The 22751-nt window shown below is 64.2% G+C and carries 17 protein-coding genes; 9 read left to right on the top strand and 8 right to left on the bottom strand.

The annotated features are described in order from the left end of the window. Positions 1–37: 37 nt before the first annotated feature. The 4 genes from drmB to EL338_RS08740 are packed head-to-tail and all read right to left on the bottom strand — an operon-like array spanning position 38 to position 11503. A complete protein-coding gene (gene drmB / locus EL338_RS08755; RefSeq protein WP_126333409.1) occupies positions 38–1771 on the bottom strand; it encodes an MrfA Zn-binding domain-containing protein in 1734 nt (577 codons plus the stop codon). Continuing rightward, a complete protein-coding gene (locus tag EL338_RS08750; protein ID WP_126333408.1) occupies positions 1771–4974 on the bottom strand; it encodes a helicase-related protein in 3204 nt (1067 codons plus the stop codon). The genes drmB and EL338_RS08750 overlap by 1 nt, the downstream gene beginning before the upstream one ends. Before the next feature lie 15 nt (positions 4975–4989). Beyond that, complete coding sequence (locus EL338_RS08745; protein WP_126333407.1) at positions 4990–6804, bottom strand: UvrD-helicase domain-containing protein; 1815 nt, start codon at positions 6802–6804, stop codon at positions 4990–4992. Beyond that, the gene (locus EL338_RS08740; RefSeq protein ID WP_235666411.1) at positions 6794–11503 is read right to left on the bottom strand and encodes a DEAD/DEAH box helicase; all 4710 of its coding nucleotides are present in this window, start codon (positions 11501–11503) and stop codon (positions 6794–6796) included. The genes EL338_RS08745 and EL338_RS08740 overlap by 11 nt, the downstream gene beginning before the upstream one ends. Positions 11504–11698: 195 nt before the next feature. Between EL338_RS08740 and EL338_RS08735 the strand changes: the two genes are divergently transcribed. Continuing rightward, positions 11699–12802: a DNA cytosine methyltransferase gene (locus tag EL338_RS08735; RefSeq protein ID WP_126333406.1), complete on the top strand. Its 1104-nt coding sequence runs from the start codon at positions 11699–11701 to the stop codon at positions 12800–12802. Between the two features lies 1 nt (position 12803). On the opposite strand, the gene EL338_RS08730 is transcribed toward EL338_RS08735, so the two are convergent. Beyond that, positions 12804–13196, bottom strand: a complete 393-nt coding sequence (locus EL338_RS08730; protein WP_126333405.1) for a very short patch repair endonuclease — start codon at positions 13194–13196, stop codon at positions 12804–12806. Positions 13197–13599: 403 nt separating this feature from the next. Between EL338_RS08730 and EL338_RS08720 the strand changes: the two genes are divergently transcribed. Next, on the top strand, positions 13600–14850 hold the full coding sequence (locus tag EL338_RS08720) for an IS256 family transposase (RefSeq protein ID WP_126333404.1): 1251 nt from the start codon (positions 13600–13602) through the stop codon (positions 14848–14850). A 20-nt stretch (positions 14851–14870) separates the two neighbouring features. Here the strand turns inward: EL338_RS08720 and EL338_RS26930 are convergent, their stop codons facing one another. Beyond that, positions 14871–15497, bottom strand: coding sequence for a hypothetical protein (locus tag EL338_RS26930; protein WP_179967180.1), 627 nt, complete (start codon positions 15495–15497; stop codon positions 14871–14873). After that, entirely contained in the window at positions 15488–16660 is a 1173-nt protein-coding gene (locus tag EL338_RS26815) for a serine/threonine-protein kinase (protein WP_179967179.1), read from the bottom strand. The genes EL338_RS26930 and EL338_RS26815 overlap by 10 nt, the downstream gene beginning before the upstream one ends. A 97-nt stretch (positions 16661–16757) precedes the next feature. On the opposite strand from EL338_RS26815, the gene EL338_RS08710 reads away from it, so the two are divergent. From EL338_RS08710 to EL338_RS26765, 7 genes are all read left to right on the top strand, one after another. Next, positions 16758–17273: a 2Fe-2S iron-sulfur cluster-binding protein gene (locus tag EL338_RS08710; protein WP_126333403.1), complete on the top strand. Its 516-nt coding sequence runs from the start codon at positions 16758–16760 to the stop codon at positions 17271–17273. Next, positions 17270–18259, top strand: coding sequence for an FAD binding domain-containing protein (locus EL338_RS08705; protein ID WP_126333402.1), 990 nt, complete (start codon positions 17270–17272; stop codon positions 18257–18259). The genes EL338_RS08710 and EL338_RS08705 overlap by 4 nt, the downstream gene beginning before the upstream one ends. After that, complete coding sequence (locus EL338_RS08700; RefSeq protein ID WP_126333401.1) at positions 18259–20340, top strand: xanthine dehydrogenase family protein molybdopterin-binding subunit; 2082 nt, start codon at positions 18259–18261, stop codon at positions 20338–20340. Before EL338_RS08705 ends, EL338_RS08700 begins: the two co-directional genes overlap by 1 nt. A gap of 62 nt (positions 20341–20402) precedes the next feature. Further along, positions 20403–20618 carry an antitoxin gene (locus EL338_RS08695; protein ID WP_126333400.1) on the top strand — a complete coding sequence of 72 codons (216 nt, stop codon included), beginning with the start codon at positions 20403–20405 and terminating at the stop codon, positions 20616–20618. Then, positions 20615–20998, top strand: a complete 384-nt coding sequence (locus tag EL338_RS08690; RefSeq protein ID WP_126333399.1) for a type II toxin-antitoxin system VapC family toxin — start codon at positions 20615–20617, stop codon at positions 20996–20998. The genes EL338_RS08695 and EL338_RS08690 overlap by 4 nt, the downstream gene beginning before the upstream one ends. Positions 20999–21020: 22 nt before the next feature. Beyond that, entirely contained in the window at positions 21021–22007 is a 987-nt protein-coding gene (locus EL338_RS08685; RefSeq protein ID WP_126333398.1) for an ERCC4 domain-containing protein, read from the top strand. Beyond that, positions 22004–22135, top strand: coding sequence for a hypothetical protein (locus tag EL338_RS26765; protein WP_258538473.1), 132 nt, complete (start codon positions 22004–22006; stop codon positions 22133–22135). Before EL338_RS08685 ends, EL338_RS26765 begins: the two co-directional genes overlap by 4 nt. 21 nt (positions 22136–22156) lie before the next feature. On the opposite strand, the gene EL338_RS08680 is transcribed toward EL338_RS26765, so the two are convergent. Beyond that, positions 22157–22639, bottom strand: coding sequence for an Rv1352/Rv1906c domain-containing protein (locus EL338_RS08680; RefSeq protein ID WP_126333397.1), 483 nt, complete (start codon positions 22637–22639; stop codon positions 22157–22159). Positions 22640–22751: the final 112 nt, after the last annotated feature.

The following is a 22751-nucleotide window of genomic DNA, read 5'->3' as shown; positions in this document are numbered from 1 at the left end:
ACCTTTCCTGAAGGACCTGCCGATTCGCCGACAAGTCTCAGCGCGCTCTCTCCACCAGCTCACTAAACAATCCCGCATCCTCACAGCCCGCATCGTGGGTCCCGAACAGCAACGCCCGGTCCAGGAAGGAGTTGTTCATCTCGCAGGAGGTCTCCGGCGCGAGCACGCACGCGTGACATGCTGCGAGATTCAGCCCTTCGGTACCCGAGCCCGTCAACTCGATGCAAACGGGATCCGAGGAACACCACGACAGACGTTGCAGACCTTCTCTGAGCGCCGCCTCGAGCTGTTCGGTCTCGGCCATAGAGGCAACCCCGCCCAGGCTTCCCGCAGAGTCCGAGCTTGCCGTGTACACGAGCAGGCCTGCCACCTTGTCGTCCACGAAGAGTCGTTCCCGGAGCGCAGCGGCCGGATACCCCGCGTCGAGCGACAACTGATCGATGATGATGTGCGACAGGGTGTGGATCGCGACCTTGATGATGTCGACGGGAGCCGGCGGACGGCCGTAGTCCGCAGCCGCGCGGTCGGCCGCCCTCTGCAGGATGCTGAGTCGCTTTTGCGCGAAGTCACCCTCGGCCCACTCGACGAGCGCGGTGCGCCGAAACGCGAGGAACACGCCTTCGCCGATCACCTCGATCGCGGGTAACCAGTGCAGATGCGTGGGTGCGAGCGCGCATAATTTCTGCGCGGGCCCCGACGGGTCTGGAGCTCCGTCCAGCCGGGTGAACCCTTGCAGCGCACCGACTTCTCGGAGCCTGGTCACTTTCCGCACGTCAGTGATCAGGGACTCGAAACCATCAGGGACATCGCGTCGTAGACAGACGAAGTCCGAATCGAGGCTCTCCTCCTCACGTCCTTCGACCAGTGCCTTGTATTCGTCCGCTCGAAGCTTGGCCTCCGAGATCTCCTCGTCGTCTTCGTCCTCACCACGACGCCGTTCGATCTCACGTGTAATCTGGTCGGCGCTGAACCGCCCCTTGGACATCGCAGCCAATCCGGCGATCACAGGCGGGATCACGGCGGCCGGGTCTTTCACCATTTCCCAGTGCTTGTCCACGAACTTCGCCAGCGCCTCCGAGTACGGCGGTATGGAGATGGAGGACCGCACGGCGGGGAACCAGACGTTGGAGGCACCGCGCTGGACCGCGCGGGGGAACTCGTCACAGCTCTCGGTCGCATCAGCTCCGAGCCACGGCCGAAACCCACTGCACTTACCGAAATCCATGAGGGACCCCGAGCCGATCGCCCCCTCTAGGCTGCGTTTCTCGACGCCACACGTGCAGTCGAGGACCAAGTCACCGAGCGACGAGGTCCGTCCCAGCACGTTGAGCCTCATGACATGGTCATCACCGACGCTCTGCTCCTGCTGCCCCTTGTGCAACCACCGGAAAACGGGGAACTCGCTCACGTGACCATTTCGGCAAGCACCCATGAGCCTGAACGGACTCAGGTCGACGTTGTCGACCTTGCATCTGGCCTCACCCTTGTCCTTCGAGAGGTCCCCGAGTGAACCGATGCGCCGGCACTTGGGACACACCTGGGTGTACGGATAGCGGATTACCGGGATATCGCGCTTGCCACCGGCGGGCGGTGCCTTGAGCTCGGTAACTCCGAGTGCCCTGGCCAATCGCGGCTCGGAGATGTGTTCTGCTCTTTCGACGTTCCACACGTGGAGGCCGGCAATCATGAAACTGGTCGATTCGGCCGGGAACAGGCCGCCGACACCGTACGTGCTCAGCAGCTGGCTACGGCGGGCCTTCGCACTATTCATCAGAGCATCCTTCTCGCAGAAATCTGGTACAACGTGCTTTCGGCGTCGACGTCCCGCATGCTCTGCAGGGTCGGCCAGGGGGTCTCTCGAGTGGAGTACTCGATGTCGTCGTTCGTCAACGCCTCGTCGGTTGGTACCAGTAGCGACTCGTCGTAGTCGCGGCTGTTCCGGTACTGCATGTCCGGACTGGATTCGGCGGCCTCAGCCCATACCTTGAGAAGCTCGCCAAGCTGGTTGACGGTGTCTTCCGCCTCCTCCGGATCGGTGACCACCTGCGCGCGTTGCCCCAACAGTTCGGCCATCAGGGCGATCTCGTCGTACCGGTCAGCCGCCTTGTGCGCCGACTCATTGCTTGCCAGATCGTCCACCAGAAGCCGGGTGAGCGAAACCAGAACGCCGTGCAAGGCACGGTCTCGTGCGCGGGCGGCGAACGGTGTCGCGCTGGTCGCTTCGACTGCCCGGTACAGCGCTTGGTGGTACGGCACGAAGTTCTCGTAGTGTGACCTGTCCCGTGACCGGGCAGAGTTGAATATCGTGACGACCAACCCAGGGTGCTGACGTCCGACGCGGCTGGTGGCTTGGATGTACTCCGCACTCGATTGGGGCTGGCCCATTACCGCCATCAGGCCGAGCCTGTCGATGTCGACGCCCACCGAGATCATGTTGGTGGCCAGCACCACGTCGTTCGCCGAACCCGAGGACACGTCTTTCTCGAGGCTCTTGAGCGTACGCGGGATCTCTGCCGATGGGACACGACTGGTCAACTCGACGGGAGGCCTCAAATCACGTGGCGACGCCTGCTTGCGTCGGGCGACAAGTTGCAGTCGGTCTCGAACATCGCCTTCCACTTGAAGATTCGCGCTGCCGAGCACGCGGAGACTGTTGAAATAACCCAGGAGTGTCCAATAGGGATCCCTGGTTTCGGGACTACCTGTCAGATCATGCGCGGCCTGCAATATGGCGGCGTAGACCCGCACCATCAGTGTGGCGTGGCTGGTCCCCGGCGCCATCACCCCGATGTACTCACGTGTGCCGTAGTGATCGCGGGGGGCAGGTTCCGCGAAGAAAGATTGATCCGGATCAATGCCCGGCGGCGGGAACTGCTCGGCCCGACGGTTGAACACTGCGCGGATCTGACGGTCGGCGCGGCGGATGGTCGCCGTCGAGGCGATGACCTTCGGCCTGCCGCGGATGATGCCTTCGGAGGTCAGCTGTCCACAAGCGGCATCGATCGCGGCTTCATACAGTCCGACGATCGAGCCGAGCGGACCGGAGATCAGATGCAGCTCGTCCTGGATGATCAAAGATGGCGCCGTACCGATTCCGTCGCGCGCAAACAGGTTTCGAACCTTCTCATTCCACGCCATCTGCGCGAACTTGTCGACGGTGCCCAGGACGAGTTCCGGACGCACTCGGTAGATGTCCTGGTCGACGACGTAGGCCGGCAGACCGTTCCGGAACTCACACGCACTGTTCCCGCACGCGATCCTGAGCCGCTCCTCGGGCGACTTGACCACCGAGTAGTGGGTCTCGTTGAGGTCCTGACCACACCACGGGCACTGGGTCAGCTGTACCGGGTTCTTCTCGTTGAGTTCCCGGCCCTCGGCGATAGCGTTCAGTGACTTACGCACTTCGACCAACGTATTCGGCGTTGCGCCCTGGCCAACCCACAGGCCGATCGAGAACGGGCGGTCCCCCAGGTCGTTCTCACGCTGACGTATCCGCTCCAGCGAGCACAGCAGCATAGTGGCGCGTTCGAATTGTTGAATCGTCAGCAGGCGCAGGGTGTAGCGCATGATGACGGCCACGCCGAGCGTCCCGGGGTCTTTGAGCCTGCGGTGAAAGATCGTGAAGGCGACCAAGCCGAGATAGGCCTCGGTCTTGCCGCCACCGGTGGGGAACCACAAGAGGTCCGCTATGTCGCGGTCCTCGTGATCTGCATCCGCAAGGCCTGGCAGGTTCAACAGAACGTAGGCGATCTGGAACGGTCTCCAACTCTGCTCCGCGCCGTCGCCAACAGCTCCGACAGCACCGCCGCGGACCCAGTCCTGACGTGCACGCTGCATCTGCATGGCGGCGTTCGCTAGCCGGAATGCACGTCCGGCGTCCGAATCGGTGACGATTAGATCGATTCCGTTCTGCATTCGTGCGGCCGCAGTCCGAGCACGCTCGACATGTTCCCCGGCAACCACCTTCAGACCGTCGTCGACGTCGGCCTCGTCGTGCTGAACGCTCTCGCTCAGCCGGTCGATCCACTCCCTGTACTCGGTGACCAGCTGGCCGAGATTGTGCGCCAACTCCTCGTCGGAGGCGTTGCTCAAAAAAGACATTCGAAGGTCCACACCGGAGCTCACGCCGCCGGGTTTCGCCCTGGAGATCTCCTGCCGAGGAACGAACGTAGTTGCCACCCGGCCGACATGAGAACAAGTACCTTCGCGATCCCAACTGGAGGCGCAACCGTGGCCGATGGCGAAGACTCGTGCGTTGCGATACAGCAGTGCCGCAGAACGTAAGTCGGAGTCGTCGCTGAGGACGCCATACGAGGACCGGTCGACGATCGCGAGCTCGGGCGACTGAACCTCCAGGCCGACCTGAAACCAGGCAAATCCGTCGCGAAACTCTGCCTTGAGGGGCACCTGTGTGTTGCGTAGCGCCGCCGACACCGCCACCCGTCCGTTAGCCGGGACGCGTGTGTACACGTAGAGCTCGAGGCCGGGTACGACGTCGACCTTCTTCACCCCGGGCGTCGCAATGTCCCAGTCGATGGGATCGATGTTCTGGGGGGTGCGAGTCCAAGAGTCCGGCCGTGCGATCCGCTTGCGACGGGTTGGACGTTGAGATCCCGCCGACTCGCCGTCTTCCTTGGCGCCAGAGGGAACGTACTTGGCTGCACGGGCAACGATTTGGACAGACGAAGCCTTTGCCAGGTCAACGGAGAACGTAATCCCCATCGATGTCGGGTAACGCATCAGCGCTTGGGAAATCGGGCTGTCGACAGCGTCGTTTTCCTCGGACTCCCCACTGACGGGCTCTGCCTCTTCCTGCAGCCGGTCTTCCGCCGGCCACAGCACCCCGGCGATGTACCGGTCCAGGGGAAGGTCGGTGATGACCTCGTCATCCCCCTCCCCCGGGCCGACCAGGTCCTTGATCAACTCATCGACGATGTCGTCGCGAAATCCATACTGCTCAGCAAGGTTGGCCATTGCAGGCTGTAACTCCTAGGTTGTGTTCAGATCAGGCCGGGCCAGGCCTGTTATTCGTGGTACGAGCCAGAAGCCTGAGGTTCCGAGACCGGCCTTCTCTGACTCTCGATAGTCACCCGCGACGGTCTCCACGGACACCAGGGAGAGACCATCGATGACCGTCGGGCGGTTCTTCAGCCAACTGAAGGTCTTCTGGAAGGCGCTATCGAAGGCAACACTGGTGCGCCCCAGAGGAGTTCGATCTTGCGTAACCAGCAGGTACGACGGTGATTCTGCAGTGGACTCGACCTCGTCGAGTTCGGCATACACCCTCATACCGATCTGATCGATCGATTGCAGCGTCTGCTGAACCTGTCGGGCGTCCGCGTCATGTGACGCCGCGGGATAGCCAGTTTCGACATCTCCGTAGAGGAATTCAAATGCTCTGGTCCATGTCGCCCCGCGCTTCTTCCGACTCCAGGCTTCCTCCTTGAACCGCCCCAGCCGATCATCGGTCCTGATCCTCGTTTTCGATTGAGCCAGACGGCAGATGTAGACGTGATCGCGCGCCCGGCTCAATGCCACGTACTCGCGACGGACTCGCGTCCAGCTGTCTTCGTCCTCCGGCAACCAGTTGGGTTCGACCATGAACACCGTGTCGAACTCCAGGCCTTTGGCTCGATGGATCGTCGACACGATCACCGAGCTGTGGTCTGGCTCGGTGAGCGGAAGCGGCAACGCACGTGCCTTGACAAGACTATTCATCCTGTAGAGGTCCAATGAGTCGTAATCACGCAAGCGACCCTCGGCTGTTTTGAGTGCGTTCCACTTCTGCTGCACATCTTCCTCGGCGAGCAACCGCTCCAGCGCAGCTTCCACCTCGGATCGTCGTTCCTTCGGGCCAGGCAAAGGACCGAGTGCACCCGCAATCCACCGTGCCGCACCAAAATCCTGCGCCTGTCTGCGGACGGCGTGGGCCACGGATTGTTCGTTGAGGTACCGCGATACCCGAAGCACCTCTGCGTTGGTCGTGCACAGGACGGCAGTCTTCTTGCCCTCTGGCGGCGTGACGAGGTCATACCACTCCCCGATCTCGCCTCGATCTGGCACGTCGAGGACAAGATCTTCGAGGCATTCCTCCGCCACATCACCATCGTGAAACTCGCGGAGCTTGTCGCCCAGCACGACCACCTGCTTCGGGATCTTTCCTCTGGCCCGATAATTCTTGCCCAGTCCAACAGTTTCACACCCGAAGGAGTCGGTCAGCGCCTCGAAGACATCCTTTGCAGAGGTCTTGCTCAACGAATCTTCGAGCTGAAAGTCGTACACACCCTGCAAAGGGTCCCCGAGCGCTGTGATTCCGGCACCATGATCGAGCCATTTCAGTAGCGCCAGAACGAAATCCGCTCGATCACCTACGAGATCCTGAACCTCGTCGAGAATGACATGACGAATTGGCTCGATCTCATCGAGCGGTTGTTCCGCCTCCTCCAGCAGCTGCGTAGCACGTCGGATGCGGGCGTCGAAACTGCCCTCGGGCTGGAGACCGGCTCCCAACAACAAGACACTCGCGAACGAGTCGAACGTGCGGACGTTCGGGGAGGCCACGTCCCTCACGTCGAGCCGCGTCCGGACGGCCGATACGGCAGCACGGGAGAAGCTGAGAACCAGGACCTCATCGGAGGGCGTCAGCCCTTCGTCTTGCACCAAGCTACGGATTCGACTGGCCACTACCTCGGTCTTACCCTGGCCCGCCCCGGCGATCACCAGCAATCTGGCGTCGGCCGAAGCCTCGACAACGTCCAGCTGCTCCTCGTTGAGCTCGAGCTCCTGCGCACTTTCACCCGACACCGACAGACTCCTGCGCACGCTCCGCTTCGGTGATGTCCTTCACGCTCTGGTACACGATGCTGTCCCCGAACTCGAGGATGTTGTCGAGCATGTTCACGATCAGAACTTCTTCGGTGCCACCATTCTTGGGTCCACGAAGGCCTCGACCCACCATCTGCTGGTACCTGACCTCACTGCTCGTCGGTCGAGTGATGTACACGGCGTCCGTCTTGGGGGCATCGAATCCTTGTGACAGCACCGCGTAGTTGGTCAACACCTTGAGCTCGCCGGCCTTGAACCGCTCGATCGCCACGCGGCGGTCCTCCGGGCTCGTGTCCTGATCGATCGACGCCGCGGGACGTCCCTGCAAGGTGAGCAGGGTCGCCAACGTCTGTGCGTTCTCGACCGAAGTGGCGAACACGACGATCTGCCAATGGTCTGGCTTGCTCATGACGGACTCCACAATCGTACGAGTCCGATCCTCGTTCCGGCCCAGACGGATCTCCGCACTCTTGGCGAGCCAGCCCATCTCCTTGAAATTGTCGATCTCTTGATCAGACAGGTCGATGGAAACGCCATCGAGAATCTCCAGATGCGCCCGCGCAAGCACTCGATCTCGCTGCAACCGCACCTGTGGTAGATCCTCGCCGAAAACCCCTTCATCCAGGCAGTTGTCACCGAATCGGCGGAGCAGCAACTCCGTTTGGGCGCTGTCCCGCCGGCCCCTGAATGGCGTCGCCGTCAGTCCGATCAGCGGTTTGTCCCGCTGCCTCGTCGAACGGCCCAACCACTCGAGAATTGTCGTGTAGGAAGGGGTGTAAGCACCGTGTGCTTCATCGATGATCACGATCGGCGCCTCGGCCAGCCAGGCATACGAGTCGTTGCCCACGGCCCGCGAGTGGATCTTGTGCCATGTCGCCACGACTACTTGGACGCCGCCGACTTCTTCTTCCATTTCGTACGACGCCCAGAATCGACTGAGGATCAGTTGCGTATCTTGTCGGCCGGCGGCACGCCAGAGGTACGACCACGCATCTATGGCCTGCTCGCACAACTCTTCGCCGTCGGCCAACCACAGAATCGGACCGGAGAAGACTCCGCTCGATCCCAAACCGTCGAGACTGCCGTCACTGATGGCCTCGACGATCGACTGAACCGCCACGCGCGTCTTGCCCGCACCAGTCGGCAAGGATATGTATCCGCGGGGCGAACCGTTGCCGGTCAACAAGTTCCGCAACCGTTCGGATACCACCTGCTGGTAGTCATGGAGCTTTTCGAGCTGCGTGGGACCGTCGACGTACTCGGCCGGTTTGTTCCGCTGCCTCGCCGGTCGACCGGCCCAGGCGTCGCCGAAACCGAAGTTTGTCACCCACTTGCGGGTGGGGAAGGAGCCCGCCCATGTGGAAGGGGGTACGACCGGAAGCCCGGTGGGATCGACCTTGCAGGCGCGTTCGAGGGCACGTACGCCCAACATGCTCACACACAGCTCGGCCAGGGCGAGCCCCCTTGGTTCAACCCCGCCCTCGTTGGCGAGATAGCTCAGCGCATCTTTGGGGATAAGTGGCCTCAGGCGGTCTTCCCCGACCAGAAGGAGGAGTCGCTCGGCATCCGAGGAGGCTTTGCGGACCGCCCGCACCTGCTCGGAGTTCTTACGCCGGTCCATATCCTTGAGCAACGCATCCACATGCCGATCTGAATCGTCGTAGAGCAGTTGCCCCAGCACTTGCTTCAGGATCTGATGGTCGGTGGTTCCGGTGACGAGGATCGTCTTCGCCGCACGGCCGGATCCGCAGGCAACCCGTACTTCCGGCTGCCCAGGCACAGCCGCAACTTTGCTCAGCGACAGGCACTTCTGCAGCACCAGACCATCGAGTTCGTTGTCGATCTCGAGCGCATCCAGCACCGGGAACACATCGGTGAGCAGAACCGGTTCTGCACTCGTTTCGTACGAGTACGTGACGGGCAGGTCACGGCCTTCCAGGCATTCCCATAGTTCGCTCAGCGTGTGGACGTCATCGACGGAATCCACGACCACGCACGGTATGCCGAACTGATCCAGCTCGGAAAAGGCATCCGCGCCATGCACGACGGCAACAGTCCTGCGGTCTTCTTCAGACCACTGGCCGTTCTTACGAACCCAGAGCTTCTCCGGAGGCTCGGACTCTCTGTGTGTCCAGCACCACCACGCGTAGCTCTGCCCCACATGTTGCATGTCATCCCGGGCCATGTGGACATCGACGAGCTTCCGGAAACCAGCCGGATCGATTTCGCTGATTCTCTTCTTGAGCGTCAGAACGTCCTCGGCATCTCGGCTGAGTACCACTTGGGATACACAGGGTAGTAGCCCCTCCGGAGCCTCCTCGATATCTGCAACGAACGCTTCGGACGGCGGCATCGGTCCGAGAACCGTTGGTAGAAGACCTTCGCTTCTGGCCCACCACAATTCGGGCGCAACGTATCGCCCTGTTTTCGGGACGTTCGGATGACTCACTCGAACACGAGGGACGTCCACGTCGCTCAACAGGGCTACCGTCATGGCCGTCCTGTTGGTGACGCTGAGCTCCGGCAGGCACTCCAGTGGGCCCAAAACCGAGTCGAGGCCATCGATCTGGATTGCTTGACGCGCTTGAACACTCAGCCCGAGTTCGTCCCCGATACGCGCGCGAACTTCATTCATGTATCGCGACACCCAGCGTTCCTGCGCGCCTCCGCCTCGTGATGGCCGCGACCGCACACCGAGCATGTACAGCACTTCTTGGTCACTGGCGTGATAGGCACCATCGACAAGAAACTCGCCGTCTTCTCTGAGTTGTTTTAGACATTCGCCGGCGAAGTAAAGCCCCTGGGGCACAACCCAACGGCCGACTCCGTTTCGCACATGGATGATTCGGGCTGCGTGTCCTTCGAGAACGCTCTCGAACGCTTCGTGAACCTGTTGGACGCCGGATCCACGCATCGCGATCCACAACTCGTCCCAGTCGACCTTGCCGGTGCGTCTGAGTTCCGTGAGCAACTGCAGCATCTCGCCGCCATCCTCGAAGGCGGTGACCCCAAGCGCCTCGAGCGCGGCGGCGGTGGCCGCGCGGGCAGCGACATCCTGGTCGACGAATGAGGTTCCGTGCTGCCCTGCGTTTGTTCGGAGAAAGCACCGTCCACGAATGGGTTGGGCCAGCGATCCGTTCTCGAGGAGGACGATCCGGGAGTCACGGACGTCCTTCTCCGTATTACCTCCCTTGAGAATGAGGTTCGCAGCCAGTTCGATGGCCGCCGCCGATTGACCCGGGCCGGGGTCCGCTACAACCGATTGCAACCAATGGAGAACCCTGCCTGCAGGCTTCGGGCGGTCGCCCTCCTGCATCAAACGGTCGACCTTCGACCGCCGTTCGGTGGTGCTGGTGCAATCCGGGTGGACCCAAACGCTGCGGTTCCCTGTGACTGCAAGCCACATCTTCGCGTATTCCATGACATCGTCCGGAACGCGTTGCAGCGCAGACGGTGCGCGCAGCTGGCCGTCGAGATCCGGTAGGCACCGAGAATCCCTCAGTTCCCGGAAAACCGGTTCGTTGAGTACCTTGTCCGCCCAACTACGGGCTTCCTTACCGCGGGCCGGGAGCACGTCGATGTATCGACCGTAGGCCGCGTCGGCAATCAGATCCTTTCTAGCCGCGACGACCAACTTCGGTAGGACGTCTTCGAGGATCTCCAGGTTGAAAAGGCACTCGATCACATTGATGCGGTCGTCCGACAGCTTCCACGGTGCGTTGACCCGACCACTCAGGGTGATGTCGGACTTGACCGGGAAGTACGCGGACAGCTGGCCGACACCGGCGGACCCGCTCAGAGGTAGCGCCCAGCTGACAGTCACCGAGTCCCGCCGCGCCGAGTGGCCGGCAGATTCCAGCGCCTGCGACGAGGGCTTGTGGTCGGTCGATACGACCAGCCACTCCCTCTCACCGTCCTGGGTCGTCAGCGTGACGCGGTTGCCCTTCTTGGCAGCTGCGAAGCGACGTGACACGTCGGCGACGCGGTCGACCAGGTCCAAGACCCGCACATGCGGTGCGAACAGATTGAACGACTCGTCGAACTCTGCGATCTCTTGAGACAGCTGTGATGCAGTGCCTTCCTTGAGCGGCACCTTGACCACGGTGGTCGCCCAGGTGGACAGCTCGGCGAGGATCGGGTCTACGCGGAATTCTGCTGCCGGATCCAGCGTCCAGGCGAGACGCAACGCCGGTACATCGGACGGGCGGTAGTGGCGGTCCAGCTCGGCTGACAAGCACTCGGCTGACTGCGACCGACTGAACTCGAATGACACTGAGCGGCTGAAAATCTGGGGGTTGTCCGAAATGCCGCTGATGGACTTGAATCCCAGACCGAATCGTCCGATCTCGGTCCCGGTCTTGTTGGACAGGTGGGTGTACAGCAGGGCACGGACGCCTGTGTCTTCGAACGGATTGCCCTCATTCGCGACGTAGAGGGCATGTTCGGTCAAACTGACCTCGATACGACCCGGGGCACCTTGAAGTGCATCCGCGGCGTTCTGCACGAGCTCCTGGATCTGCTTCCGCCCATACCCGCCCTCGGCGATCCCGCGCTCCTTGCCGGCGTCTTCCTCGACCCGGTTCGGATCCTCCTGATAGACGCGCACGCATCGATCCCGGAAGTCGTCGACCAATCCTCCCAGCGCGAGATCAGGATCAGTCCAGCCCCTGGCGGCCACTCTTGCCTCCCCTATGTGCCCCTGCACATTCGTTGGTCGCGGATCCCCGTCCGCTTGTAAGACTGTCTATCATTCGGGTCCGACAAAATGTGCTTGCTCACACAAAGTGTCACCGTTGGGGGAATCGGCGGCCCCTCTTGAAGTCCCTGCGTACCGACGTAGTGGAACATTCATTCGCCGGCTACGATCTGTGGCATGCCGCGGGAAGACGTCATCTTGGATCCGCCGCCTCACATCATCGACCTGTTCGCGGGTCCCGGCGGCCTTGACGTCGGGGCGACCTGGCTCGACATCCCGGTCACTGGCATCGAGTGGGACCCACACGCGTGTAAAACCCGGCGAAACGCCGGCCTAGAAACGGTCGAGGGTGATGTTCGGGACTACGGGCCCGACATCTTCCCCGAAGCGAACGTCTTGACCGGCGGGCCGCCGTGCCAAACGTTCACCGTTGCCGGCACCGGATCCGGCAGACAAGCCGTCGACAAGCTCATCAACGAAGCCGAGGACATGGCCAAAGACCTCGGTGAGGGAATTCCCCGAAGCGGCTTCGCGGATGATCGGACCGGCCTCGTTCTGGAACCCCTGCGGTGGGCGTTGCTGGCACTCCAAGCCGGCAGACCGTTCCGAGCGATCGTGTTGGAACAGGTGCCCGCCGTACTACCCATCTGGAACGCATTCGGATCGATCCTCGAACGGCACGGATACGGAGTCGACGTCGACGTTCTCCGGACCGAACAGTTCGGCGTCCCACAGACGCGAAGACGCGCGATCCTCATTGCGCGATTCGGCGACGACAATGTCGCGCTCCCGGCTCCCACCCACCAGGCGTACCGACGAGGCGCATCAGATCAAGCTGAACTCGGACTCCAACGCTGGGTGTCGATGCAAGAAGCGCTGAAACGGGACACCGAATTCACCGTCGTATCCAATTACGGGAGCGGCGGGGACCCGCGAAATCGCGGCGAGCGCAGATCCGATGAGCCCTCGGCGACGGTGACCGGCAAAGTCACACGCAACCGGCTCCTCTTGGCAGGCGGTGGCGAAAGCCGCTTCACCCATCAGGAAGCCGGCAGGTTGCAGACGTTCCCCCTGGACTTTCCGTGGTCGGGCAACGACATCGGACAGCAAATCGGAAACGCGATACCGCCACGGTTAGCCGTGCACGTCCTCGCGGCCGCGCTCGAGCTGGAACTCGACGACGAGGAACTCGAAGAAACCATGGATGCCTCCTGGATGAGAGGACGCATGTCTTCGCTCGGAACCCGCCTCAGCGATCGGGTGGTATTCGCCGGGGAGTGATCTATACGGGTCGACGACCAGCCCGTAGATCCATGAGCTTGCTGCATATCGCGTCGGCGACCTCGCTGGGATCTTCGTGTTCCCAGAATCGCAAGACTGTCCATCCGCGCGCCTCGAGATCGGCGTCTGTCCGGCGATCACGCTCGGCATTTCCGTCGAGCTTCTGGGCCCACCATGCCTCGTTCGCCTTGGGTCTGGTCGCATGGAGTGGGCACCCGTGCCAGAAACAACCATCGACGAAAACAGCCAGACGCAACCGGCGCCAGACGATGTCGGCCTTGCAGCGCAGGCCAGGCACAGGCGCAGTGTCGACGCGATAGCGGATGCCGCGCGCATGAAGGATCTGCCGAACAAGCAGTTCGGGCTTCGTCCCGGTTCGGCGCTGACGACTCATACGCGCGCGAACAGAGTCCGACGACGCGGGCGGTCTTGCCGACAATCAAACCTCCGAATCGAAGTCTTGGCACCCCGGGCGGGGTATGCGTTGACAATCTCTACATCAAGGATTCAACTTGGTACTACCCGCGATGGGATGCGTGGTACTGACGATCTTGGCGATGCAGTTGTCGCGATCGAATCCGTGCTGCGTGCACCAGCCGAGTACCTCGTAGGGGTTGTTCGACCACAACCCGACCACGGTGATCCAGAAGTTGGGGGGTAAGTCCCCTGGGGTGGTGGGGTTTCGGAGCTGAGGACGACCCGGGCCCGGGTGTGTCGGTGAAGGCTTTCGGGCGGGCCATCGCGTAGTGGTCAGTGAGTTACCTACCAAGTGACTCAAGCAAAGGACGCACCACGCGATGACCCAGGACCATTCTGCCTTGCTCGCCCAGCTCGATGCACTCAAGTCCGCTGATGCTGGGGCGGTGTTCGCCGAGCTGATCCGCGCCGGGCTGCAGGCGTTGATCGAGGCCGAGGCCACCGAGACCATCGGGGCCGGACGCTACCAACGCAGCGGCGAACGCAGCACGCACCGCAACGGGCATCGGCCCAAGACGGTATCGACGACCTCCGGCGATATCGAGGTCAAGATCCCCAAACTGCGGGCCGGCTCCTTCTTCCCCTCGCTGCTGGAACGGCGCCGTCGCATCGACAAGGCCCTGCATGCGGTGATCATGGAGGCCTACGTCCATGGCGTGTCGACCCGCAGCGTCGATGGCCTGGTCGCCGCACTCGGGGTTGGATCCGGGGTCTCCAAATCGGAGGTCTCGCGCGTCTGCGCCGGCCTCGACCGCGAGATCGAGGCTTTCCGTACCCGCAGCCTGACCCACACCACGTTCCCGTACGTCTTCTGCGACGCCACCTTCTGCAAAGTCCGCGTCGGCGCCCACGTGGTCTCTCACGCGTTGGTGGTGGCCACCGGAGTCTCGATCGACGGGACCCGTGAGGTGCTGGGCACCGCGGTCGGTGACAGCGAGTCTTTCGAGTTCTGGCGGGAGTTTCTGGCCTCGCTCAAGGCCCGCGGCCTTTCCGGGGTGCACCTGGTGATCTCTGATGCCCACGCCGGGTTGAAAGCCGCCGTGGCCCAGCAGTTCACCGGGTCGTCCTGGCAGCGCTGCCGGGTCCATTTCATGCGCAACCTGCATGGCGCGGTGGCCGCCAAACACGCCCCGGCGGTCACCGCGGCGGTCAAGACGATCTTCGCCCACACCGACCCCGCTGATGTGGCTGCGCAGTGGGATCAGGTCGCTGACACGCTCTCGGGCAGTTTTCCGAAGGTGGCCGCGATGATGGATGAGGCGAAAGCCGACGTGCTGGCCTTTACCGCGTTCCCGCGCACCCACTGGCAGAAGATCTGGTCGAACAATCCCATCGAGCGGCTCAACAAGGAGATCAAACGCCGTGCCGATGTCGTGGAGATCTTCCCCAACCCCGCCGCGTTCCTACGGCTGGCCACCGCGGTGGTCATCGAGGCCCACGACGAATGGCAGGTCACCCGCCGCTACCTGTCCGAGGTGTCCATGGCTGAGCTGCGCAAAGTCATCGACGCAAAACACGCCGCCGCCCACCCAGTGACCGAACCGGTTTCCTCACAACGCCAAATCGCCTAGCATTCACCACGACTCGTTGATCACCACGCGTGAACCCACGCCGATCCGAAGTCCACCACCCCAAGGGGCACTATCAAGTTGGGCCCGTCGTAGGTCGACCAGTCCCCCGACCACAACAGCTTCACGTCCGGATAAATGCTGCGCAGCCGCAGGTGTTCGTCGAGGATTGCCTCGTTGTCCCAGGTGATCCCCTTCGCCACCAAACCCACACGCTTGGAGCTGATCTGAGGGATCCAACGGTCAGCGAGAACCACGGACACCGACGGCCGATCCTCGTTGGCGATCGCGCGCAGGCGAGCGAGACTCTGCTGTTCGACATCAGGGGTGGGCGTCACAGTGACGGTTTTCGTCGCTGGCGGCTTCGGCGGGGCCGCCGACACCGTCGGCTCCGCGCGGCCCGGTGTTCCCAGCAGCAACTCGACGCCGGCCTTCGCCTCCGCTTCCGTATAGCTCATCTGGTGCTTGCCGACCTGGACCCGGTAGAAGCGCGCCCCGCCGGGCACCTCGTCGACGCGGAACTTCAGCAGGCATTCGTCGCTGGTACTGCTGCTGCCCTCGATCGAGCCCTTCGCGAGCAGCTCTCCCGACTCGTCCTCGACCAGGATCGGCGCGTCGGGACCGATATCTCCGAAATCCTTTACGCGCACCGATATCCGGCTGGCAGGTCCGGGTCCTTGGCGACATCCGAGGCGAGTCGGACCGTCCCCGCCAGGCTGAAAGGCTCCGCGTCCGCCTTCTGGACTTCCGGCTTGACCGCAAAGTAGGTCACCATGCCGACCGCTATCAGCAGCACCGCCGCGGCCAGCCCGATCCCGAGCAACCGACGCCCGGTCCGTGGCTGGGGCGCCTGCTCCGTGTCGGACTCCGAGACCAGGCGGGTAGGTGCGGAGAAACCCGGTGGGGCGGGCGCCGCCACCGGAGCGATCAACGTATCGACGTCGTTCAACGAAGACAGTCTGGCCGCCGCGGCCGGATACGTCGTCGATTCTTCCAGCGCGCGCGCAAAGTCGCCGCACGTCGCAAACCGCTCCCCGGGGTCTTTCGCCAATGCGCGCGCCATCGCCGATTCGAGGTGCGCAAGCTCAGCACGAGTCTCGCCGAGAGCTGGCGGCGGTGCATTCAGATGCTTGCCGATGACCACCGCAGGGTTGGTATGGGTGAACAAGTGGTCGCCGGTCAACAGGTGATACGCCGTCGCGGCCAGCGAGTACTGATCGGCCCGCCCGTCCAGTTCGAGGCCCATCAACTGTTCCGGGGCCGCATATGCCGCCGTGCCGACGGTCATGTTGGTGGCGGTCAGCGCGCCCGCGTCGCCGTCCGCGACGTCGCGGGCCACCCCGAAGTCCGCCAACAGGGCGCGGCGCTCGCCGGCGTCGGACAGCAGAATGTTGGCGGGCTTCACGTCGCGGTGCAACAGGCCCATACTGTGGGCGTAGTCCAACGCAGCGGCCACGTCCCTCACGATGTCGAGCGCCTGTTGCGTGGGCAATCCCTCCGGGTGCTGCTGCAGCAGATGGGCGGCATCAGTTCCGTCGACGAAGTCCATTGAGATCCACAGCCGACCGCGGTACTTGCCGCGGTCGTGGATACGCACGATGTTCGGGTGCCACAGCTTGGACGCCAGGTCGGCTTCGCGGTTGAAGCGCTCGATGTAATCGGGATCCGCCGAGATGCTCGATCGGAGCACCTTGAGTGCATCGTGTCGCGGCAGACGGGGATGCTGGACGAGGTATACCTCGCCCATTCCCCCTGAACCAAGTTGCCGCTCAATGATGTAGCCGGCGAACTTAGTACCGTCAGATAACGGCATGTCGGGATGATACCCACGACCTGCGACAGGTTAACCCGTGTCTGAAAAGTCCGCCTACCTCCCGTTTCACTCCCCTCATCCCGGGTAACCCCCACAGATGGAGTCAGCCCACTTCACCCAAGTCACCGTGCACGTCGACGGCGAAACCAGACAAGCCGAGATCGACAACCGCACCACCCTGCTGGACCTCTTGCGAGAACACCTCGGCGTCACCGCCCCGAAGAAGGGCTGCGACCACGGCCAGTGTGGATCCTGCACCGTCCTGCTCGACGGCCGCCGCGCCACCACCTGCCTGTCGCTGGCGGTCGCACACGACCAAGCCGAGATCGTCACCGCCGCCGGCCTCGGCGACCAGACCAGCCTGCACCCCGTCGCGCAGGCGTTCCTCGACCACGACGGCTTCCAGTGCGGCTACTGCACCCCTGGGCAGATCTGCTCGGCGGTCGGCATGCTCGACGAGGTGAAATCCGGCGCCCCCAGCCACGTCACCGAACACCTGGAACGCTCCCCCGACCTCGACGACGACGAAATCCGAGAACGCATGAGCGGCAACCTCTGTCGCTGCGCGGCCTATCCCAACATCGTCGCCGCGATCCACGAGGCCGCCCGATGAACCCCTTCGCCTACCACCGCGCCACCAGCGTCCAAGACGCCGTGGCCACCGTCGCCGAGCGCCCCGACGCCGTCTACCTCGCCGGCGGCACCAACCTCGTCGACCACATGAAACTCGGCGTCACTGAGCCGGCCCTCGTCGTCGATGTCGGCCACCTGCCGCTCTATGACATCGACCACCTCGAGGACGGCTCGCTGCGCATCGGCGCCGACGTCCGCAACGCCGACCTCGCCGCGCACCCGATCGTGCGCAGCCGCTATCCCGTCCTGGCCCGCGCGCTGCTCGCCGGCGCCTCCGGGCAGCTGCGCAACCTCGCCACAACCGCCGGCAACCTGCTGCAACGCACCCGCTGCGTCTACTTCCAGGACGTCACCACCCCCTGCAACAAGCGCTCCCCCGGCCAGGGCTGCTCGGCGATCGGCGGCTACGTCCGCTACCACGCCATTCTCGGCGCCTCGCCGCACTGCGTGGCCACCCACCCCTCCGACATGGCCGTCGCCATGACCGCCCTGGACGCTCAGGTGGTCTACGTCGACCTCGACGGCGAACACCGCCTGCCGCTCACCGACTTTCACCGCCTGCCCGGCGAGGAACCCCACCGCGACACCAACCTGCCCGCCGGCGCGCTGATCACCGCCGTGGAGATCCCGGCACCGCTGGACGGGGCGCGCTCCACCTACCGCAAGGTCCGCGACCGCAACTCCTATGCCTTCGCGCTGACCTCGGTGGCCGCCGAATTGGTCACCAAGGACGGCACCATCAACTCTGCGCGCATCGCCCTCGGCGGCGTCGCCCACAAACCCTGGCGGGCCCACCGCGCCGAACACGCCCTGCTGGGCCAGCCCGCCGGCGAGGACACCTTCACCGCCGCCGCCGAACACGAACTCGCGCAGGCAGAACCCCTCGACGGCAACGAGTTCAAGGTCGAACTCACCCGCCGCACCCTCGTCGCCACCCTGCTGGGACTCATGGAAGGACACCAGTGATGACGGCCGTCCAGCCCCACGCCATCGGCACCGCGCTGAGCCGCCTCGACGGACCCGCCAAGGTCACCGGCACGGCCCCGTACGCCTGCGAATACCAGCTCGACGCCCCGCTGTACCTGCACCCCGTCCAGGCCACCGTCGCCCGCGGCCGCATCATCGCCATGGACACCGCCGCCGCGCAGGCCACCGACGGCGTCGCCGCCGTGCTGACCGTGTTCGACGCCCCGAAGCTCGCCGACACCTCCGACGGCGACCTGACCATCCTGCAAGACAACCAGGTGCACTACCGCGGCCAGTTGGTCGGCGCCGTCGTCGCCGACACGGCCGAAACCGCCCGGCACGCCGCGGGACTCGTGCACGTCGACTACGACGCCGAGACCCACCACACCGAGCTGCGTCCCGACGACCCGGACCTCTACGCCCCCGAGGAAGTCAACGCCGGGTTCCCCACCGATACCACCGACGGCGACGTCGAGGCCGCCCTGCGCGACGCCGAGGTCCTCGTCGAGCAGACCTACACCACCCCGCACGAGCACAACAACCCGATGGAGCCGCATTCCTGTATCGCGCTGTGGGACAACGACAGTCTCACGCTGTACGCCTCCACCCAGGGCGTGCACGCCGCCCGCGAGAAGCTCGCCACCCTGTTCGGATTCGAGCCCGAGCAGGTCCGGATCGTCGCCAAGAACGTCGGCGGTGGCTTCGGCTCCAAGGGCGCACCGCACTCGCACAACACGCTGGCCATCATGGCCGCCCAGCGCGTCCCCGGGCGCCCAGTCAAGCTGGCGCTGACCCGCCAGCAGATGTTCGATGTCGTCGGCTACCGCACCCCCACCATCCAGCACCTCAAACTCGGCGCCACCAAAGACGGCAGGATCACCGCCTTCCGACACGACGTCGTCGAACAGAGCTCCGCAGCCAAGGAATTCGCCGAGCAGACCGCCGTCGTCACCCGGATGATGTACGCGAGCCCCACCCGGGCTACCACGCATCGGCTGGCGAAACTGGATGTGGCCGTGCCGTTCTGGATGCGCGCCCCCGGCGAATGCCCGGGCACCTACGCGCTCGAGGTGGCGATGGACGAACTCGCGGTCGCCTGCGACCTCGACCCCATCGAACTACGCCGGCGCAACGAACCCGACGTCGACCCCGAAACGGGCAACCCGTGGTCGGACCGACGCCTCGTCGAATGCCTCAGCACCGGCGCAGAACGCTTCGGCTGGCACCCCCGCAACCCCGAACCGGGTATCCGCAGCAACGGTGAATGGCTGATCGGCACCGGCGTCGCCTCGGCGGTGTATCCGGCGATGAACATGCCCGGCAACGCCGCCCGCATCGAATGCACCGCGCCCGGGCGCTACGCCGTGGCCATCGGCGCGGTCGACATCGGCACCGGCACCTGGACCGCGCTGACCCAGATCGCCGCCGACGTGCTCGACGTCGATGTCGACGCGGTCGAGTTGCAGATCGGCGACACCGACCTGCCGTCGGCCTCGGTGGAGGGCGGCTCCTCAGGCATCAGCTCCTGGGGCACCGCGATCCACGCTGCGGCACAACGGTTCCGCTACGACCACGGTGACAACCCCGCACCGGGTGTGACCACCACCGCCGAGGCACCCGAGAACGAGGACGCGCAGAACTACGGCATGTACTCCTTCGGCGCGCAGTTCGCCGAGGCCCACGTCAGCCGCTACACCGGCGAGATCCACATCGCGCGGATGCTCGGCGTCTTCTCCGTCGGCCGGGTCATCAACCCCGCGACGCTGCGCTCCCAGCTCATCGGCGGCATGACCATGGGCCTGTCGATGGCGCTGCATGAGGAGAGCGTGCGCGATCACCGCTTCGGCCATATCGTCACCCGCGACCTGGCCAGCTACCACATCAGCGCGCACGCCGACATCCCCGAGATCGACGCACTGTGGCTCGACAGCGTCGACGAGCACTCCAACCCGATGGGCTCGCGCGGGGCCGGCGAGATCGGCATCGTCGGCTCGGCCGCCGCCGTCGCCAACGCGATCTACCATGCCACCGGGGTGCGGGTGCGCGACCTGCCGATCATGTGCGATGCGCTGCTGAGCTGAGAGCCTTTCGTGCGGGCTACCATCTTGCTAGGGTTTCGCTAGCGTTTTGCTAGCATCGACACATGCGAGCCCTGCACCTGCGCAATGTGCCCGACGTCGTCATGGATCGTCTGGAGCGAATGGCGCGCGCTGCGAACACCTCGGTGACCGCTGTCGCGATACGCGAACTCGATGCCGCGACGCGCCGAGTGGACAACGCGGCACTCCTTGCCACACTGCCTGATCTCGGAATTCCGCCCGCGGACATCGTCGAATACATCGAGGCCGACCGACGGTGATCGTCCTCGACGCGTCCGCCGCGATCTCCGCTCTACTGAACGACGGACTGGCACGTCGGCTCATCTCGACCGAGACGATCAATGCCCCGCATCTGGTCGACACCGAAGTCATCAGCACCCTGCGACGACCGTCCGCCGCGGGCGCACTCACCCCCGAGGCTGCTCGACGCGCCCTTGATGTCTGGGCTGGGCTCGGGATCATCCGGTACGCGGCGGCGCCACTGCTGGGTCGGGTATGGGCGCTGCGCGACAACGTCACCGCCTACGACGCCATGTACGTCGCACTGGCCGAGGCGCTCGATTGCCCACTGGTGACCGCTGATGCTCGACTGAGCCGAGCACCCGGAATCAGTTGCGCCGTAACGATCGTCCCGAATTGATTGCACGAGGCACACTGAGCAGATGACGGAGTTGCTGATCGCGCTGAATCCGGCCGAGGACTCCCGGCTGGGCTACCTGCTGCGCATCCCCCAACCGGACGGTGACCTGCTGTTCCGGACTTCGGGAACCTGGCCCCGCATCAAGGCCCTCTACTGTCACCCGGTCAGCCTCGCCGAGTGGCCCGACGACGCGGACGTCGTGGAGCGGTTGCCGCTGCGGTCATGTCAGCGTCGGGGTGCGTCCATCGACCTGATTCTGCATCGGGGACGCGAGAACCGTTCCCAATTGGTGTTCACCAGCGCGCGCGGCCGAGACGTGGTGTTCTGGCAATCGCCGCGCACCCGCAAGCAGGCCCGCCCCAGCGTCCGCACCCCGACCGCGCGCGCCCAGGGCATTGAGCAGTTACCCATCCTCGTCGACAGCCACGAGCGCTACGCCTACCGGTTCACCGGCCAGCAGGCGACCACCGAGACTCGCGCATTACCTTGCGGCGACTACGGCCTGAACGTCGACGGGCAATTGGTAGCCAGCGTCGAACGCAAATCGCTGGCCGATCTGGTGAGCAGCCTGATCAACGGTCGGCTGCGCTTTCAGGTCGCCGATCTGGCCGCGCTGCCGCGGGCAGCGGTCGTCGTCGAGGACCGCTACTCACAGTTGTTCAAACTCGACCGGGTACGCCCGGCGATCGTTGCCGACGGGCTGGCCGAACTACAGGTCCGTTGGCCGAGCGTGCCGATCGTCTTCTGCGAGACCCGCCCGTTGGCCGAAGAATGGACCTACCGATTCCTCGCAGCCGCGCACTCCTGGGCGACCACTGAAAGTGCTGCACTGCAACGGATCTCGGATGCCCGTATCGACATTGCCGTGCCCGCGCCGACCGCTGACGGTCCGAGTACCGCCGATGTGCGTGCCTGGGCCCGCTCGGCCGGGCTGCCGGTGCCCGACCGCGGACGATTGCGGCCCGAGGTATGGCAGGCGTGGCGTGACGCACACCCGAGCAACCCGTGATCACACTCGGCCGTCTGCGCGGACTGCTCGCCGAGGCCGGCCGCACGCCGTCGCGAACGCGATTGAACCACGCCACCGGGGTGCGGGGCCGCGACCTGCCGATCATGTGCGATGCGCTGCTGACCTGAGCGGGGCGTACCTGCGCCGGCTCAGCTGAGCCGATTCCACTCCCCGCACCGCGAGGTCGAGAAGGCCACGTCACTCGGCGAGATGGTGACAACGACCGGCCCATCCTCGTTCCCATTGGCGATGAGGTCGTGGAATTCGCCCGACGTGCCCTGCAATCGCTCCCAGTAGCAACCGCTGCTCGGCGTTGCCCGGTAGGTCCCGGGCAGGATCTCGGGCCCAACCAGAAATATTCCGGTCCCCGGAATGGTGCTCAATTGAGCCAGCCGCTCCTTCTCCGCCACGGCTGATTCCCTGGTGTCCAGAGATGTCGCTTGCTGCTCCTGGGCGGCTTGCTCTTCAGCCAGCGTCTGCCGCTCGGTATCGAGACGCTGCACTTCGGCATCCGTCGCCGCACGGGTCACCGTCACGGTTTCGACGGGTTGCGATTGCGGAGCACCAGCGCAGGCCACCAATCCACAACAAGCCAGTCCGCCAAGCACTCCCGCGACTACATTGCTGAACATGTTCTCCCCCCTCAGGTGAACTTCTGGCCGTCGCGTATCGGAGCGGTCTCCGAGTCCCCACACGACGACAGCGCAGAGACTAGACCCGGCCACCGACAGAAGAGGAAGCGCT

The organism is Mycolicibacterium chitae (assembly GCF_900637205.1).
GTDB lineage: Bacteria > Actinomycetota > Actinomycetes > Mycobacteriales > Mycobacteriaceae > Mycobacterium > Mycobacterium chitae.
The sequence above is the reverse complement of the archived record's forward strand: the minus strand, read 5'-3'. Positions and strand labels throughout refer to the sequence as shown.